Genomic DNA, 15,482 nt, shown 5'->3' with positions numbered 1-15,482 from the left:
CATGGCGGACTGCATTCGCTTCGTCCTGAACGATCAACTCGTCGATGCCGGCGGCGTCTCGCCGATGACGACCCTGCTCGATTGGCTGCGCGATCGCCGCGGACTGAAGGGCACGAAGGAGGGCTGTGCCGAAGGCGACTGCGGCGCCTGCACCGTCGTGCTCGAGCACGCCGACGGACGGCGCGAGGCGATGAACTCTTGCATCGCGATGCTGGGCCAGATCGATGGTCGGGCAGTGCGCACGGTCGAGGGTCTTTTGGGCACGGGCGGCGCGCCGCATCCGGTGCAGCGGGCGATGGCGGAGGCCGATGCCACGCAGTGCGGCTTCTGCACGCCAGGCTTCGTGATGTCGACCTACGCCTTTGCCGCCGGTGGCGAGGAAGCCGATCCGGAGACCATCCATGACGCGCTTGCAGGCAATCTCTGCCGCTGCACCGGCTATCGTCCCATCGTCGACGCGATGGCCAAAGTCGCCGGCATGGCGATCGAAGCGCCGACTCCGGCACCCGCGCGCAGCGCTTCGGCGGCGTTCGACGGCAGCTTCCTCGCACCGCGCAGTCTCGCCGAGCTCGTCGACCTGCGTGCCGGGCACCCGCAAGCACTGCTGCTTGCCGGCGGCACCGATCTCGGGCTGCTCGCCAGCCGTTCGCGCAAGCCGCCGGCGTCGCTGATCCATGTCGCCAATGTCGCCGAGTTGACGGCGATCGGGCAGGACGACGCGCAGATCACGCTCGGTGCGGCGGCCACCTATGCCCATGCCATGCCGGTGCTGATCGCGGCCTTTCCCGCGCTGCGTCCGTACCTGTCGCGGCTCGGGTCGCGGCAGATCCGCTGCATGGGCACGATCGGCGGCAATCTCGGCACGGCATCCCCCATTGGCGACATGCCGCCGGTGCTGCTGGCGCTGGAAGCCAGGCTGCGCCTCGTCTCCCGGCGCGGTGCGCGCGAATTGCCGCTGGAGGAGTTCTTCATCGGTTACCGCAAGACTGCGCTGGCACCCGACGAGGTGATCGAGAGCATCTCCGTGCCGAAGCTTCAGCCCGGTGAGATCTTCCACTGTGACAAGGTGAGCAAGCGGCGCGATCAGGACATCTCCACTGTCGCCGGCGCCTATCGCCTGCGGATCGGGAACGGCAAGGTCGAAGAGGCACGGCTGGCCTTCGGCGGCATGGCGGCGATCCCCAAACGCGCGGGCAACGCTGAAGCCGCTTTGCTGAAGGGTGGCTTTACTGCCGCGGCGGCGGCCCTGGCACGCGACTTCCAGCCGATCGACGACTGGCGTGGCACGGCATCGTATCGTCTGATCGTCGCGGCCAATTTGCTGCGCCGTCTCGAGTTGCGCATCGCCCAGCCGCGCCACGCCGTCGAGGTCGAGGCTCTATGAAAGGCGTCCACACCGCGCAGCGGCACGACAGCGCGCTGAAGCACGCCACGGGACAGGCGATCTACATCGACGATATGCCCGAGCCACCCGGCACCCTGCATGCCGCGCTGGTGCTGAGTCCGGTGGCGGCCGGCTCGATCCGACGGCTCGAGCTGCCCAGGGGTGTGCTGGCCTTCACAGCGCGCGACATCCCGGGCGAAAACAACATCGCCGGGCCCGGCAAGCACGAGCCCTTGTTCGCCGATGGAGAGGTCGAGTTCGCGGGCCAGCCGCTCGCCCTTGTCGTGGCCGACACGCTCGATGCGGCGCGCCATGCCGCCGAACGCGCGATCGTCGAGATCGAGCCCGGCGAGCCGATCCTCGACATCGAGACGGCGCTCGCCCGGAAATCGTTCGTGCAGGCGCCATCGACCCTGCTGCGCGGTGATCCCGACGCCGCGCTGAAGGTGGCACCCCATCGGCTCACCGCCGAGTTCACGGTCGGCGGCCAGGAGCACTTCTACCTCGAAGGCCAGATCGCCTTTGTCCTGCCGGGTGAGGACGGCGACGTCGTCGTGCATTCCTCGACCCAGCATCCGACCGAGGTGCAGCATGTCTGTGCCCACGTCCTGGGCTGCGACTTCAACCGCGTGACCACGGTGGTGCGCCGCCTCGGCGGCGGCTTCGGCGGCAAGGAGAGCAACGCGTCGTGGGTCGCCGCCGCCGCCGCGCTGGCGGCCCGCAAGACCGGGCGGCCGGTGAAGCTGCGTCTGCCGCGCGAGATCGATATCCTGACGACCGGCAAACGCCATGGCTTTGCCTACCGCTACACGGTGGGCTTCGATGGCGACGGGCGCGTGCTGGCGCTCGACGCGTCGCTCACGGCCGACGCCGGCTGGAGCCTCGACATGACGCCGGGCGTCATCGCCCGCGCGCTCACGCATGTCGACAACGCCTACTTCATCCCGCATGTCCGCGCCGTCGGCTATCCCTGCCGCACCAACAAGCAGTCGAACACGGCCTTTCGCGGCTTCGGCGGACCACAGGGCGTGGTCGTGATGGAGGATGCACTCGATCGGATCGCGCGCTTTCTCGGGCGCGACCCCAACGAAGTGCGCGCGGCGAACTTCTATGGCGGCGTCGGCCGGAACGAAACGCCGTACGGCCAGATCGTCGACGAGAACCATCTGGGGCGCTGCTGGGCCGAGGTAAGGCGGATGGGCGAGCTCGACCGACGACGGGCCGAGGTCGATGCCTTCAATGCCGCCCATCCGGTCCTCAAACGCGGCCTTGGCCTCTTCCCACTGAAGTTCGGCATCTCCTTCAACATCCCCCACATGAACCAGGCGGGGGCACTGGTGCATGTCTACACCGACGGCTCGATCCGCCTGAATCACGGCGGCACCGAAATGGGGCAGGGCCTGTTCGTCAAGGTGGCCCAGGTCGTGGCCGAGGTGTTCAAGGTCGACGTCGATCGCATCCGACCGAGCGCGACGTCGACGGCGGAAGTGCCCAACACCTCTCCGACCGCCGCCTCCACCGGCTCCGATCTCAACGGGTGGGCGGCCTGGGAGGCGGCCAACACGATCAAGCGGCGCATGGTCGCCTATGCCGCCGAGCACTTCGGCGTGAGCGAAGGCGAGGTCGAGCTGGCTGACGGCGCCGTACGCATTGCCAGGCCGGGCTCCAACCAGGTGCTGAGCTTCGGCGAGCTGGCGCGGCTCTGCCATCTCGGGCGCGTGTCGCTGTCCTCCACCGGCTTCTACAGGACGCCCAAGCTGCATTGGGATCCCGCGAAAATGCGCGGCCGGCCGTTCTTCTACTTTTCCTACGGCGCGGCGATGGCGGAAGTCGCGATCGACACCCTGACCGGCGAGAGTCGCGTGCTGCGTGCCGACCTCGTCCAGGATTGCGGCGCGTCGCTCAATCCGGCGATCGATCTCGGGCAGATCGAGGGCGCTTTCGTGCAGGGCCAGGGTTGGCTGACCTGCGAGGAACTGTGGTGGGACAGGAAGGGCGTGCTGCGCACGGTCGGACCCTCGACCTATAAAATTCCCGGCAGCCGTGACGTGCCCACGGTCCTCAACGTGAAGCTGCTCGACAACGCGCCGTCGCGCGAGGCCACCATCTTCCGTTCCAAGGCCGTCGGCGAGCCGCCGCTCCTGCTGGCAACGGCCGTGTGGACGGCACTGAAGGACGCCATCGGCGCAGCCGCCGGACGCAACGAAGCCGTCCGCCTCGACGCGCCGGCTACGCCCGAGCGCGTGCTCGCCGCGATCGAGATGGCGCGAACAGCCGTTCGATGAGCTCGCCAAGCGTGCGATCCATCTCGCGGCGCGCGGACTTTTCGTCCCTCGCTTCGGCGATCCACAACGCGGCCTCGTTGAAGGCACCCGACAGAAGAAAGGTCACCGGCTCGACGGCAAGAGCCGCTTCGGGCCGCGCCGCCAGAACGGCCGTCACGCCCTCGCGCAGCGAGCGCACGCCGTGCGGCGCGTCGATCTCGCGCCAACGGTGCCAGCCCAGCACCGACGGCGCGTCGACGAGATAGATGCGCCGCACCGCCGGGTCGAGGCAGGCGTCGAGGAAGGCGCGCGTTCCTTCGACCAGCGCTGCGAGCGGATCGCCCATCGGCGTCGCCATGGCGTCGACCTTGCCGGCGATGCCGCGAGCCACGTCGGCGAATACGGCTTCGAACAGCGCCCGCTTGTCGGTGAAGTGGTAATAGAGCGCGCCCCGCGTCACCCGGGCCCGCTTCACGATCCCCTCGGTGGTGGCCGCATCGTATCCCGCGTCGGCGAAGATGGCATGCGCCGCCCGCAGCAGTGCCGCCCGCGTGGCCGCCAGCCGTTCGGCCTGTGTCTTCGGTCTTGACATACATACAGCCTGTATCTAAATGAAATTGCATACAAACAGTACGTAAATCCCGGGAAAGGCGCCAGCCATGAAGCTCACGCAATTCTACACGGTGCTCTGCACCGACGACGTCGCGCGGACCGCCGCCTTCTGGCAACGTCACTTCCGGTTCAAGCCAGCCTTCGTGTCGGACTGGTATGTCCACCTCGTGTCGGACGTATCGCCGGCGGCCAACCTCGCCATCCTCGACTACCGGCATGAGACGATCCCGGCGCCGTTCCGGCACAAGGCCAGCGGGGTGCTGGTGAATCTCGAGGTCGAGGATGTCGACGCCGAGTACGAGAAGGCGATCGCGTCAGGTCTCAGGATTCATCTCACTCTGCGGGACGAGCCGTTCGGTCAGCGGCACTTCATCACCGAGGACCCCAACGGCATCGCCATCGACGTCATCAAGCCCATCCCTCCCACCGCGGAATTCCTGAAGCAGTACGCTCCGGACTCGCTGCCGCGGTGATCTGCGGATAGGGTGTCGGCCGATTTCGACGGCGATTTCGGGAGGAACAAGATGGACGTACGCATGGATGGCCGCGTGGCCCTGATCACCGGCGCGAGCACGGGCCTGGGTCTCGCCATGGCCAAGGAGTTCGCTGCCTCGGGCGCTTCGGTGGCGTTGCTGGCGCGCAAGCAGGATGTGCTTTCCGCAGCCAAGGCCGAGGTCGCCAAGGCGGCCGGCAAGACCAACGCCAAGATCGAGGCCTATTCCTGCGACGTCGCCAAGGCTCAGCCCATCGCCGACACCTGGAAGCGGGTGACGGCCGACTTCGGAAAGGTCGATGTCGTCGTGAACAATGCCGGCATCAGCCACGCCAAGCCGTTCGATACGGTGACCGACGAAGATTGGCAGGGCGACCTCGACCTGAAGCTGTTCGCCGCCATCCGGCTCTGTCGTCTGGCGCTGCCCGGCATGCGTGAGCGCAAGTGGGGCCGCATCGTCAACGTGCTCAACATCGGCGCCAAGGCGCCGGGCGCCGACAGCACGCCGACCTCGGTGAGCCGCGCCGCGGGCCTCGCGCTCACCAAGGCGCTGTCCAAGGAGAACGCGCCGCACGGCGTGCTGGTCAATGCCATGCTGGTCGGCCTGATCGAGAGCGACCAGTGGGTGCGTCGCCACAAGGCCGCCGGCAAGGGCGAGAGCCTGGAACAGTTCCTGGCCAACATGGCGAAGGGCCGCATCCCGATCGGCCGCATGGGCAAGGCCGAGGAATTCGCCCGCATGGCCTGCTTCCTCTGCTCCGACGCCGCCTCGTTCGTCACTGGTGTCGCCATCAACGTCGATGGCGGCGCGAGCCCCGTCGTGTAGTTCCGTTCAGGCGAATCGATGGCCCGGCGGCGTGACGTTCCAGTCGCGCCGCAGTTGCTCGAGATCGTGCTCGATCCAGTCCCACACGTTCCAGCCGGGCTTGAAAATATCGACGGTCATGTCCGCGCCGCGCGCCCAGGCGTGCCAGAATTCGTCGGGATCGAGGCCGCCCTTGCCGGCGTGGCCGACGTCGTTGAGCTGTTCGCCGAAGTGGAAGAAGAAGATCACCGGCAGGATATGGCCGCTCATCGGGTTGATGGGATGCATGCCGGCGGTGAAGGTCGAGACCAGCAGTTCGCCACGGGCACTGGTATCATAGCCTGAGATCACGTGCGTGGAGTCGTGAGGAGTGCCGAAGGCGGCGTTGAGTGCCATCGGGTCGCCGGGGAATGGATAGCCGTTCGCCTTGTCGAAATCCCACAACACCTTGCCGAAGGTGTTTTGCGGCAGCTCGCCCAGCGCCTCGTAGCGGGCGATCAGCGCGGGATCGGCGTTTGCCCCGCCATAAGGCCGGATCCACTTTGCCGGATCGAGGCCTTCGGAAGAGCGGCTGAGCACGCTGTCGAAATTCTTGCGCCACATGTCGGCGGTCGCCCAGGCGAGATGGCCCGAGGCCGCCTCGACCAGGTCGGTCAGGTAGTCGGCCTCGACATCGAGTGCGCGCGAATACTCCAGCACGCGCCTGAGCTTTGCATGATCGAGCGCGCCGTCGACCAGCGCCATGATGGCAAGGTACTTCACCGCCTCGGACCGCAGCTCCCTGTCGTCGAGCGTCGCGGCAAGGTCGGCCGGCTCGACCGCTGAGAGCGCGCCGACGTCGCCGATCTCCGGCCGCCGCAGCAGATAGTGCGCGGCGCCCCGGATGCTCGTCGTATCGGCGTGGCTGAGCGGCCGTCCGTCCGCCAGCGCCACCTGCCGCATGGCCCCCAAGATCGCGTCGCTTTCGCGATGTCCGATCGGTTTCACCCTTTATCTCCCGCTGACACGTTACAGAGGCTCTTCACCTTCGACCGACTCGTAAGGCGTGTGTTTTCTGAGGATTTCTTCACACTAAAGGTTGTGTAACTATCCACCAAGATGATACAAATTGTTGATAACTTGACCCTTGGGCTGAATTGGTCGAGAACATAACAAGAACTGCGAATGGCTGGCGACCCTCCCTCAAAACCACAGCGAATCCGAGATCCGCTTCATGGCCTGAGGTAGTGTCCAGAATCTTTCGCACTTTGGTCGGTGGCCTGCTCCGGTTAAGCGGTCATGGCATTGCGCTGCTTGAGCAGCGCCATGTTCAGATATCGTTTTGTCGACCAGCGGGTGCCGGCGATATGGCGTAGCCTGGCGGCGGCCAGGTTGAGAGCCGAGTTGCCGTCGGGGAAGGCGCCGACGACGCGTGTCCGTCGCCGAATCTCCCGCATGATGCGCTCGAGCGGGTTGTTGGTCCTGATGCGGCGCCAATGCTCCTCGGGGAACGCGTAGTACGCCAGGGTCTCGGGCACCGCCGTCTCGACCAGCTCGGCCGCCTTGCCGAGCCTCATGCTGTGGAGCCGAGCGACGACCTCGCCGGCCTTGCGCTGGGCGGCGGCAAGGTCTTCCTGGGCATGGATGGCTTTGAGCATCAGCGCTACCTCGCGCAGTTTGCCGGCCGGCACGTGGCCGAAGACGTTGCGGTAGAAGTGCACCATGCAGCGCTGCCAGCGCGCCTCGGGAAAGTATTCGGCGGCACTCTCGACCAAGCCCATGCAGGCGTCTGATACGATCAGCTCGACGCCGGCGAGGCCGCGCTCCTTGAGATGGCCCAGGAAGGCGCTCCAGCCGGCCTTGTCCTCCTTGGCGCCCTCGACGATACCGAGAATCTGGCGGTATCCCTCGGCGTTGACCGAGATCGCCACCAGCAGCGAGACGTTGCGGACCTCGCCCGCCCAGGTGCGCTTGAGCACGATGCCGTCGAGATAGAGATAGGGCTGGGCGCCCTCGATCGGCTGGTGCCGCCAGGCCTCGATCTGGCCGTAGATCTTCTTGTTGAGGTTCGACACCGTGCCGGGGCTGACCCGCGTGCCCCACAACGCCTCGGTGATGTCCTCGACCCGCCGGACCGACACGCCGGCCAGGTACATCTCGATCAACGCTTCCTCCACCGAGCTCTCGCGCCGCCGATAACGCTCGATGATCGCCGTCTCGAAGGTCTGCCGCCGCAGCTTCGGCACCTGCAGCGTCACCTCGCCGGCCTTGGTCTGCAGCTTGCGAGCGTAGCTGCCGGAACGCTGATCGCGACGCGCCGCCGTCCGCTCGTAGCGCCCCGCGTTGCACAGCCGATCGGCCTCCGCTTCCAGCATCGCGTTCAGTGTCTCCTCGACCGTCCCCCGCACGATCCGACCCAGGTGATCGCGCACCCGCTCGTCGTCGATCCGGATCACGTTGCTGAGCTCGGCCCCTCTGCTATCCTCTTCCATGGTGGCTCCTTGTTGAACTGGCTTCGTCGGTCGTCTCGCAACGCCAACTTAACCAGAGCGGGAGCCACCGCCCAATTCTGCGAAAGATTCTTTACGTCATCTGGCCTGATTGTCTTCAAAGGGAATGATGACGTCGATCAGATAGCGTGGCGGCTTTTGAATTCTCGGGAGATGCAAAGGCTCCGCAGGATTCGACAGTTAGGATTCTCTGACTTGGTTTATCCCGGAGCGACTCACAGCCGACTTGCTCACTCGATCGGGGTGTATCACACGGCGCGCAATCTCGTGCGCCTCATCGAGGGACAAGTAGAAAAGATCGACGCATATCGCCGCCAGGTCGTCCTGCTCGCGGCGCTACTTCACGACGTGGGTCATGGCCCGTTCAGTCACGCGTTTGAGGGCGCCACGGCGAAAGCAGGAATGGGGAAAGATCACGAGGATTGGAGCGCCGACATCATTCTCGGCGATACCGAGGTCCACGCAATTCTTAATGCCGTAGATTCGAAAATTGCGGACCACATCGCGCGGCTTCTCAAGGAAGAGGAGCCGAAGGACATTTTCGCGACAATTGTTTCCAGTCAATTTGACGCTGATCGACTCGATTATCTTCAGCGAGATAGACGGATGACAGGTGTCCAGTTCGGTCATCTTGATCAGGATTGGCTATTCGATTGTCTGAGAGTTGGAAAGGTCACTGTGGGTACCGATGATCCTTTCGATGCAGATTGTTTGTATTTAAGTCCGAAAGGACGTCGGGTTGCCGAAGAGTACATCGAGGCCCGGCATCGGCTTTACATCATGGTCTATATGCATAAGACGACCCGTGGTGCTGAGAAAATCCTCGAGCATCTCCTTCGAATGTTCAGTACTCAAATACGAGAGGGAAAGATCGACTCTTCAAATTTTCCAGGCAGCCAGCTTCTCAAATTCTTCTCCACCACCAATCCAGAACTCAAAGCATATCTCGGCTTGGATGATTCTGTGATTTGGACGGAACTAGGCCGCATGGCGGACGAGCTTGATGGAGAAATCGCAGAATTGGCCGCTCGCCTTCGGAATCGTTGTCTATACAAATGCTTCGACGTCGCAGAGAAACTTGGCGGGAAGCCGCCTGGAAATATTCGTCTTCGCTTCAAGAAAGCTCTTCGCGATGCTGGTGGCATTTCCTACTTGGAAGACGACTACGCGCTGAGCCCATACAAGGCCTACGACTTCGATAGTCCATCGGCGCTTAGCAAAGTACTCGTGAAGGAACACGAGTCTGATGCTCAACCGACCGGTATTGAAATCCTGTCGCCGGTCATAAAGACGCTCACAGAGCGAGAGCAGTTTTATCGTTTGTATGTTTCAGATGCCGAACAGTTGGCGAAGCTCGAAAAGATCTGGACGGGGGTCACACAATGAATACCGAAAAGCTAGTGACTGAAATCGTCACTCTGAACGCTGATAAAAAGCTTGTTGGCAAAACGCGACTCCAGAAGACTTTTTATCTGCTTGATCAGCTCGGTATGAACTCTGATGCGGAGTTCGACTACCATCATTATGGTCCATATTCGGAGGACGTTGCGTCGGCTGCCGAAATGGCAACGCTACTGTATGACTTCGAGGCCGATGAAAGGCGTTCGGGCGCTCGGGACGTTACTTATGTAGTGTACTCATCAAAAGAGAAGCAGCCCAAGGCGCTCGGGAATTTATCGCAGGACAGGGCGAAGGCGGCCCTTACGTCTATGGCCTCTGTGTCAGATGTCGTTCTGGAGTTGGCGGCTACAATGGTCTTTCTGCGGAACAACGGTTACGAAAAGGACTTCGTTGACGAGGTGCGCGAACGAAAACCCCTCAAAGCTACGGAGGATCGCTTGCGTCGCGCGCAAGACCTGATCAAGGAACTCGGGCTGGATCGCAATTAGCAATAGGCTAGTAGCTACCGCAGCGGTTCCAGGATGCTCACATAGTTGGCCACGGCGGCACCGCCCATGTTGAACACGCCGCCCATCCTGGCCTTTGGAAGCTGCAGGCCCTCGGGCGCTGCGCCCGCGAGCTGCATGGCCGCCATGACGTGCATACTGACGCCCGTCGCGCCGACGGGATGGCCCTTGGCCTTGAGTCCGCCCGAGACATTGATCGGCAGCTTGCCGTCGCGCTCGACCCAGCCTTCGAGGATGGCGCGTTCGCCTTCGCCGGGCGCCGTCAGGCCCATCGCTTCGTATTCGATCAGCTCGGCCGACGTGAAACAGTCGTGCGTCTCCACGAACGAGAGGTCGAGCAGGTCGAGCTTGGCTTCGGCGAGTGCGCGCTTCCAGGCGAGCTGCGGTCCCTCGAACTTGACGATGTCGCGCTTGCTCATCGGCAGGAAGTCGTTGACGTGCTCGGCGGCGCGGAAGGCGATGGCGTGTTTCATGCCGAGTGCGGTCGAGACATCGGCCAGCACGACGGCTGCCGCGCCGTCGGTGACCGGCGAGCAGTCGGTCCGCTTGAGCGGTCCCGCCACGAACGGGTTCTTGTCCGAGGGGTTGCGGCAGAACTCGTAGGCGAACTCCTTCTGGAAGTGCGCGAAGGGGTTCTTGGCGCCGTTCTTGTGCGCCTTGACCGCGATCTTGGCCAGCGCATCGGACTTGTCACCGTAGCGCTGGAAGTAAGCCGAGGTGATCTTGCCGAAGATGCCGGCGAAGCCTGCCTCGATGGTCGCCTCCTCCGCGACATAGGAGGCCTTGATCAGCACCTCGCCGGCCTGCGCCGAGTTGAGTTCGGTCATCTTCTCGACCCCGACCACCAGCACGAAGCGCGCCTTCTTGGCGGCGAGCGTGTTCAAGCCCATGTGGATCGCGGCCGAGCCGGTCGCGCAGGCGTTCTCGACGCGCGTCGAGGGCTTGAAGCGCAGGTCGGGATGGGTCTGCAGCGCGAGCGAGGAGTGGAACTCCTGGCGCACGAAGCCGCCGTTCATGTTGCCGACATAGATGACGTCGATGTCCCCGGGCGCGATGCCGGCGTGGGCGATGGCCTCGCTGGCGGCCTTGACGATCAGCGATTCACTGGTCTCGCCATCGAGCTTGCCGAATTTGCCGTGGGACCATCCGACGATGCAGGCCGTCATGGGACACTCCTTGTCTGTGCATATACACTTAATCATCGTCGCCGACCGCACAAGGCCGGCCTTTCGCCCTAATTCCGCCGCTCGGCCGGCGTTTGCTGCTTTAATAGAGCGATAACCATGTCAGACCCGACCCCGCAAGACGCGCGCGAAAGACCGAGATGGCCGTGGATTCTGGGCGGTCTCCTCGGCGGCTTCCTGCTGGTCGCCGCCGGTCTCGGACTCGGCTGGTACCTGTTCTATCGACCGATCGTCAATGTCGCGGTGACCCTGCCTGCGCCATTGCCGCCGCCTGCGCCGCCGGGACCCGACTCCCAGCAGGTCAAGGCGATGGAAGACCAGATCGAGAAGCAGAAGGCCGCCAACAAGCAGATCGAGGATCAGATCGCTGTGTTGAAAGAGCGCCTCAAAGCCGACGTCTGCACGATCAAGGATCCCCGAGGCCGACCCGCGCCGCCGCCCGTCTCTCCTCCCAGCGGTTCGGGACAGAGAATCTAGCCGGAGGCGTCTCAAAAAGAAATCGTTGCCCGACTCCAGGCGTGGCCCCAATCTGCCGTTGAGACGTCGATAGGTCGAAACGGGGGAGAACGGGCTTGATCGGATGGCGACGGGCGGTTGCGAGAGCCGGGCTGGCCATCGCCGCGGCCGTCGTGGTTGCGGGATGCGATCTCAGGCATTCCGCGGTGCTCGACCCCAAGGGCCCGATCGCACTCGCCGAACGCGACCTGTTGTTCGACGCCTTCTATGTCATGCTGATCGTCGTCGTACCGGTCATCGTGCTCACTTTGTGGTTCGCCTGGCGCTACCGGGCCTCAAACACCCAAGCTGCATATGCGCCGAGCTGGTCGGAGTCGGTGCGGGTCGATGCCGTCGTCTGGCTGATCCCGGCGCTGATCGTGATCGCGCTCGGCGTGCTGCTCTGGCGCAGCACGCACAAGCTCGATCCCTACCGGCCGATCGAGGGCGCCGGCACGGCGCTTGAGGTCCAGGTCGTCGCGCAGGATTGGAAGTGGCTGTTCATCTATCCCGAGCAGGGGATCGCTTCCGTCAACCAGCTCGCCTTCCCCGCCGGTCGCCCGGTGAGCCTGCGCATCACCTCCGACACGGTGATGAACTCCTTCTACGTGCCACAGCTTGCCGGCCAGATCTACGCCATGGCCGGCATGCAGACGCGGCTGCAGATGCTTGCCGACCAGCCCGGGAAGTTCGTCGGGCGTAACAGCCAGTACTCCGGGAGCGGCTACTCCGACCAGCATTTCGAGGTCGTGTCGCTTTCCCAGGCCGACTACGATGCGTGGGTGACGCGCGCCAAACAGGCGCCGGCGAGGCTCGATGCCGGCACCTATGCAGCGCTTGCCGCCAAGAGCCGACGCAATCCGGTCGCATACTATGGCGGAGTCGAGCCCGGCCTCTACGAATCGATCATCGCCCGCTACTCGGGCCCGCACGGCCACCACGCGCACGGCGGTGCCGCCGCGCCGCGGAGATAGACGTCATGTTCGGCAAGCTCACCCTGGATGCCCTGCCTCTCTACAGTGCCATTGCCGCCGGCGGCGCCGCGGTCACGGTCGGCGGCGCCCTTCTGGTGGCCGTCGTGCTCACTTGGCTCAAGGCCTGGAAGTATCTGTGGACGGAGTGGCTGACCAGCGTCGACCACAAGCGCATCGGCGTCATGTACATCGTCCTGGCGCTGATCATGCTGCTGCGCGGCTTCGTCGACGCCATCATGATGCGGGCACAGCAGGCCTTCGCGCTCGATTCGGGCGGCTACCTGCCACCCGAGCATTTCGACCAGATCTTCTCGTCGCACGGCACGATCATGATCTTCTTCATGGCGATGCCGTTCATGACCGGTCTGATCAACGTCATCATGCCGTTGCAGATCGGCACGCGGGACGTGGCCTTTCCCTTCCTCAATGCCGTCAGCCTGTGGCTGAGTGCGGCCGGTGCGGGCCTCGTCATGGTCTCGCTGGTGATCGGCAAGTTCTCGACCGCGGGCTGGACGGGCTATCCGCCGTATTCGGGCATCGAGCACAACCCCGGCGTCGGCGTCGACTACTGGATATGGGCGATCCTGATCAGCGGTGTCGGCTCGACGATGTCGGGCATCAATTTCGTCGTCACCATCCTGAAGCGCCGAGCGCCGGGCATGACGTTGATGCGCATGACGCCCTTCGTGTGGACGGCGCTCTGCGCTTCCGTGCTGATGATCTTCGCCTTCCCGGCCATCACCGTGGCCTGCGGGCTGCTCGCGCTCGACCGGGTTGCCGACATGCACTTCTTCACGAACGCGCATGGCGGCAACATGATGAACTACGCCAACCTGTTCTGGATCTGGGGCCATCCGGAGGTCTACATCCTGATCCTGCCGGCGTTCGGCGTGTTCTCCGAGGTGGTGGCGACCTTCTCGCGCAAGCGCCTGTTCGGCTACGCATCGCTGGTCTATGCCACGGCGGCCATCGCCGTCCTGTCCTTCACCGTCTGGCTGCACCACTTCTTCACCATGGGCTCGAGCGCCAACGTCAACGCCGTCTTCGGCGTGGCGACGATGGTGATCGCCGTGCCGACCGGCGTGAAGGTCTTCAACTGGCTGCTGACGATGTATCGTGGCCGCATCGACTTCCATCCGTCGATGATGTGGAGCATCGGCTTCATGGTGACGTTCGTGATCGGCGGCATGACCGGTGTGCTGCTGGCGATTCCGCCGGCCGACTACCTGATGCACAACACGACCTTCCTGGTCGCGCACTTCCACAACATGATCATCCCGGGCGTGCTGTTCGGTTATCTCGCCGGCTACATGTACTGGTTCCCCAAGGCATTCGGCTTCGCTCTCGACCGCAAGTGGGGCGTCCGCTCCTTCTGGTGCTGGATTGTGGGTTTCTATCTCGCCTTCATGCCGCTCTACCTGCTCGGCCTGAAGGGCATGCCGCGGCGCATGGAGACCTACAACGATCCGTCCTGGCAGCCCTACCTGATGGTGGCGGCGTTCGGTGCCGTCGTCGTCGCGATGGGCATCGGCTGCATGATGATGCAGCTCTTCGTGTCGATTCGCGACCGTGCGCTGACACGCGACCTGACGGGCGATCCGCACGACGGGCGCACGCTCGAATGGGCCACCGCCTCGCCGCCGCCCGCCTACAACTTCGCCGCTCTTCCGCCGGTCACCGACCGCGAGCCTTTCCTGCTGATGAAGGAGAGGGGAGTGCCCTACAAGCGGCCGGCCGCCTACGAGGACATCCGCCTTCCGACCAACACGGCGGTTGCCGTCGGGCTGGGCGGCCTCGCCTTCGTGCTGGGTTTTGCCATCGTGTGGCACATCTGGTGGCTGGCGGTCGCGAGCGCGCTCGCGATGTTCGCCGCGGTGGTCCTGCGCGTCTCCGACGACGACACCGAGTTCACGCTCCCGGCGGCCGAGGTCGAAAGGATCGAGGATGAGCGTTTCCGCGCCATGGGGCGGCCGTCATGAGCACGGCCGTGCTGTCCGCCCACGAGCGCGAGGAGAGGGAGACGCAGGAGCAGCGCGCGTTCGGCTTCTGGCTCTATCTCATGAGCGATGCGGTCATTTTCGCGCTGCTGTTCGCCACCTATGCCATCATGATCCCCGGCACGGCGGGCGGGCCGACGGGCAGGGAACTGTTCGATCTCGGCAATGCAGCCGTCGAGACGGCCCTGCTGCTGGTCTCCAGCATGACCTTCGGCTTCGCCAGCCTGTCGGCGCGCGCCGGCCGATCGGACGGGGTGCTGCTCTGGCTCGGCATCACCTTCCTGCTCGGATTGGGCTTCGTCGTTCTCGAGGTGCGCGAGTTCGCGGGCCTGATCGCCCAGGGGGCGGGTCCGGATCGCAGCGGATTTCTTTCGGCCTTCTTTACCCTGGTGGGCACGCACGGCGTGCATGTCAGTATGGGTCTGCTTTGGATTCTGGTGATGGCGGCGCAGGTCAAGGCCAAGGGTCTCACCGTGCCGGTCGTGGCGCGACTCCTGCGGCTTGGCCTGTTCTGGCACTTCCTCGACATCGCCTGGGTCGGCATCTTTTCCATCGTCTACCTGCCGGGGCTCGTCTGATGGATCGCCACGCGCTGCGCTCCTACCTCATCGGCTTCGCGCTCGCCGTGGTGCTGAGTGCCATCCCGTTCTGGCTGGTCGCCACGCATGCCCTGCCGGCCCAGAGCACGCTGCTCGTGATCGGCATTGCCGCCGTCCTGCAGGTGCTGGTCCATCTGCACTTCTTCCTGCACATCGAGTTCACGACCACGCCGCGCGAGAACCTGCTGGCGCTCGTCTTCACCGTCCTGCTGATCTTCATCATGGTCGGTGGCAGCTTCTGGATCATGTTCGATCTGCACAGCCGTATGGCGCTCTAAC

Annotated in this window: 15 protein-coding genes; 11 read left to right on the top strand and 4 right to left on the bottom strand. The window is 64.3% G+C overall.

Features of this window, described 5'->3' with window-relative positions; translation table 11 throughout:
* Window position 1 precedes the first annotated feature (1 nt).
* On the top strand, window positions 2-1,384 hold the full coding sequence (xdhA, locus tag KIT25_21430; GenBank protein ID UYN94564.1) for a xanthine dehydrogenase small subunit: 1,383 nt from the start codon (window positions 2-4) through the stop codon (window positions 1,382-1,384).
* Window positions 1,381-3,669: a xanthine dehydrogenase molybdopterin binding subunit gene (xdhB, locus tag KIT25_21425; GenBank protein UYN94563.1), complete on the top strand. Its 2,289-nt coding sequence runs from the start codon at window positions 1,381-1,383 to the stop codon at window positions 3,667-3,669. Before xdhA ends, xdhB begins: the two co-directional genes overlap by 4 nt.
* Here xdhB and KIT25_21420 read toward each other — a convergent pair.
* Window positions 3,614-4,240, bottom strand: coding sequence for a TetR/AcrR family transcriptional regulator (locus tag KIT25_21420; GenBank protein ID UYN94562.1), 627 nt, complete (start codon window positions 4,238-4,240; stop codon window positions 3,614-3,616). The genes xdhB and KIT25_21420 overlap by 56 nt on opposite strands.
* 67 nt (window positions 4,241-4,307) lie before the next feature.
* On the opposite strand from KIT25_21420, the gene KIT25_21415 reads away from it, so the two are divergent.
* Together KIT25_21415 and KIT25_21410 are read left to right on the top strand one after the other, a co-directional pair.
* Entirely contained in the window at window positions 4,308-4,733 is a 426-nt protein-coding gene (locus tag KIT25_21415; protein UYN94561.1) for a VOC family protein, read from the top strand.
* A 51-nt stretch (window positions 4,734-4,784) separates the two neighbouring features.
* Window positions 4,785-5,579 carry an SDR family oxidoreductase gene (locus KIT25_21410; protein UYN94560.1) on the top strand — a complete coding sequence of 265 codons (795 nt, stop codon included), beginning with the start codon at window positions 4,785-4,787 and terminating at the stop codon, window positions 5,577-5,579.
* 6 nt (window positions 5,580-5,585) lie between these two features.
* Here KIT25_21410 and KIT25_21405 read toward each other — a convergent pair whose 3' ends face one another.
* A complete protein-coding gene (locus KIT25_21405; protein UYN94559.1) occupies window positions 5,586-6,545 on the bottom strand; it encodes a hypothetical protein in 960 nt (319 codons plus the stop codon).
* Window positions 6,546-6,826: 281 nt separating this feature from the next.
* On the bottom strand, window positions 6,827-8,029 hold the full coding sequence (locus tag KIT25_21400) for an IS256 family transposase (GenBank protein UYN94558.1): 1,203 nt from the start codon (window positions 8,027-8,029) through the stop codon (window positions 6,827-6,829).
* A gap of 9 nt (window positions 8,030-8,038) precedes the next feature.
* On the opposite strand from KIT25_21400, the gene KIT25_21395 reads away from it, so the two are divergent.
* Entirely contained in the window at window positions 8,039-9,433 is a 1,395-nt protein-coding gene (locus KIT25_21395) for an HD domain-containing protein (GenBank protein ID UYN94557.1), read from the top strand.
* Window positions 9,430-9,936 (top strand): hypothetical protein, encoded by a 507-nt coding sequence (locus KIT25_21390; GenBank protein UYN94556.1) that lies wholly within the window; start codon window positions 9,430-9,432, stop codon window positions 9,934-9,936. Before KIT25_21395 ends, KIT25_21390 begins: the two co-directional genes overlap by 4 nt.
* Before the next feature lie 14 nt (window positions 9,937-9,950).
* Here the strand turns inward: KIT25_21390 and KIT25_21385 are convergent, their stop codons facing one another.
* Window positions 9,951-11,120 carry an acetyl-CoA acetyltransferase gene (locus KIT25_21385; GenBank protein UYN94555.1) on the bottom strand — a complete coding sequence of 390 codons (1,170 nt, stop codon included), beginning with the start codon at window positions 11,118-11,120 and terminating at the stop codon, window positions 9,951-9,953.
* Window positions 11,121-11,237: 117 nt separating this feature from the next.
* Between KIT25_21385 and KIT25_21380 the strand changes: the two genes are divergently transcribed.
* The 5 genes from KIT25_21380 (at window position 11,238) to cyoD (ending at window position 15,481) form a co-directional block, all read left to right on the top strand.
* Window positions 11,238-11,615 (top strand): hypothetical protein, encoded by a 378-nt coding sequence (locus KIT25_21380; protein UYN94554.1) that lies wholly within the window; start codon window positions 11,238-11,240, stop codon window positions 11,613-11,615.
* Window positions 11,616-11,710: 95 nt separating this feature from the next.
* Window positions 11,711-12,607 (top strand): ubiquinol oxidase subunit II, encoded by an 897-nt coding sequence (gene cyoA, locus KIT25_21375; protein UYN94553.1) that lies wholly within the window; start codon window positions 11,711-11,713, stop codon window positions 12,605-12,607.
* A 5-nt stretch (window positions 12,608-12,612) separates the two neighbouring features.
* Window positions 12,613-14,586 carry a cytochrome o ubiquinol oxidase subunit I gene (gene cyoB / locus KIT25_21370; protein ID UYN94552.1) on the top strand — a complete coding sequence of 658 codons (1,974 nt, stop codon included), beginning with the start codon at window positions 12,613-12,615 and terminating at the stop codon, window positions 14,584-14,586.
* Complete coding sequence (cyoC, locus tag KIT25_21365) at window positions 14,583-15,182, top strand: cytochrome o ubiquinol oxidase subunit III (protein UYN94551.1); 600 nt, start codon at window positions 14,583-14,585, stop codon at window positions 15,180-15,182. Before cyoB ends, cyoC begins: the two co-directional genes overlap by 4 nt.
* Entirely contained in the window at window positions 15,182-15,481 is a 300-nt protein-coding gene (cyoD, locus tag KIT25_21360; GenBank protein ID UYN94550.1) for a cytochrome o ubiquinol oxidase subunit IV, read from the top strand. The genes cyoC and cyoD overlap by 1 nt, the downstream gene beginning before the upstream one ends.
* The last annotated feature ends 1 nt before the right edge of the window (window position 15,482 follow it).

Origin of the sequence: Enhydrobacter sp. (assembly GCA_025808875.1) — a bacterium.
In the GTDB taxonomy this organism is placed as follows: domain Bacteria; phylum Pseudomonadota; class Alphaproteobacteria; order Reyranellales; family Reyranellaceae; genus Reyranella.
Note: the sequence above shows the minus strand (reverse complement) of the source record. Positions and strands in the feature narration are given on the sequence as shown.

Excerpts from the sequence above, each read along its gene's own strand:
- xdhA (UYN94564.1), top strand. The coding sequence starts at position 2 with ATGGCGGACTGCATTCGCTTCGTCCTGAACGATCAACTCGTCGATGCC.
- xdhB (UYN94563.1), top strand. The coding sequence starts at position 1,381 with ATGAAAGGCGTCCACACCGCGCAGCGGCACGACAGCGCGCTGAAGCAC.
- KIT25_21420 (UYN94562.1), bottom strand. The coding sequence starts at position 4,240 with ATGTCAAGACCGAAGACACAGGCCGAACGGCTGGCGGCCACGCGGGCG.
- KIT25_21415 (UYN94561.1), top strand. The coding sequence starts at position 4,308 with ATGAAGCTCACGCAATTCTACACGGTGCTCTGCACCGACGACGTCGCG.
- KIT25_21410 (UYN94560.1), top strand. The coding sequence starts at position 4,785 with ATGGACGTACGCATGGATGGCCGCGTGGCCCTGATCACCGGCGCGAGC.
- KIT25_21400 (UYN94558.1), bottom strand. The coding sequence starts at position 8,029 with ATGGAAGAGGATAGCAGAGGGGCCGAGCTCAGCAACGTGATCCGGATC.
- KIT25_21390 (UYN94556.1), top strand. The coding sequence starts at position 9,430 with ATGAATACCGAAAAGCTAGTGACTGAAATCGTCACTCTGAACGCTGAT.
- KIT25_21385 (UYN94555.1), bottom strand. The coding sequence starts at position 11,120 with ATGACGGCCTGCATCGTCGGATGGTCCCACGGCAAATTCGGCAAGCTC.
- KIT25_21380 (UYN94554.1), top strand. The coding sequence starts at position 11,238 with ATGTCAGACCCGACCCCGCAAGACGCGCGCGAAAGACCGAGATGGCCG.
- cyoB (UYN94552.1), top strand. The coding sequence starts at position 12,613 with ATGTTCGGCAAGCTCACCCTGGATGCCCTGCCTCTCTACAGTGCCATT.
- cyoC (UYN94551.1), top strand. The coding sequence starts at position 14,583 with ATGAGCACGGCCGTGCTGTCCGCCCACGAGCGCGAGGAGAGGGAGACG.
- cyoD (UYN94550.1), top strand. The coding sequence starts at position 15,182 with ATGGATCGCCACGCGCTGCGCTCCTACCTCATCGGCTTCGCGCTCGCC.